The sequence below is a fragment of the Rhodococcus sp. R1101 genome (genome assembly GCF_000278445.1).
Lineage (GTDB): Bacteria > Actinomycetota > Actinomycetes > Mycobacteriales > Mycobacteriaceae > Rhodococcus > Rhodococcus gordoniae.
The window spans coordinates 1-434 of sequence record NZ_AJVB01000950.1; the positions used below are offsets into that span (position 1 = coordinate 1).

Annotated in this window: 1 pseudogene; it reads left to right on the top strand. The window is 62.9% G+C overall.

The features are described from left to right. Nucleotides 1-125 precede the first annotated feature (125 nt). Nucleotides 126-434, top strand: a pseudogene (locus R1101_RS29970) (steroid 3-ketoacyl-CoA thiolase); the annotation flags it as partial.

The window sequence follows — 434 nt, forward strand, 5'->3', positions numbered from 1 at the left end:
GTGGTCCGACCGATTTCGCGCACGCGTGGCAGCGTCCGGTCGGTGGCTCCGGCCCCTGCAACCGAAGAACTACATCCACGTCTTTTGCACTGCTCCAGGTAGATTCACAGAGAGAGGTTCTGCAAATGAAATCCGTGATTGTCGATGCCGCGCGCACCTCGTTCGGCAAGCGCGACGGCTGGGTCTCCGGTCTGCACGCCGTTGAATTGCTCGGGCTGGCGCAGCGCGGAGTGCTCGACCGACTCGATCTGGATCCTTCCCTCGTCGAGCAGGCTGTCGGCGGATGTGTCACTCCGATCGGAGAGCAGTTCGGCAACATCACCCGCACCGCGTGGATGCATGCCGGTCTACCCTCACATACAGGGGCATCCACGATCGACGCCCAGTGCAGCACCGCCCTTCAGTCGGTTCTTCTCGTCGCCGGTCAGATCGCC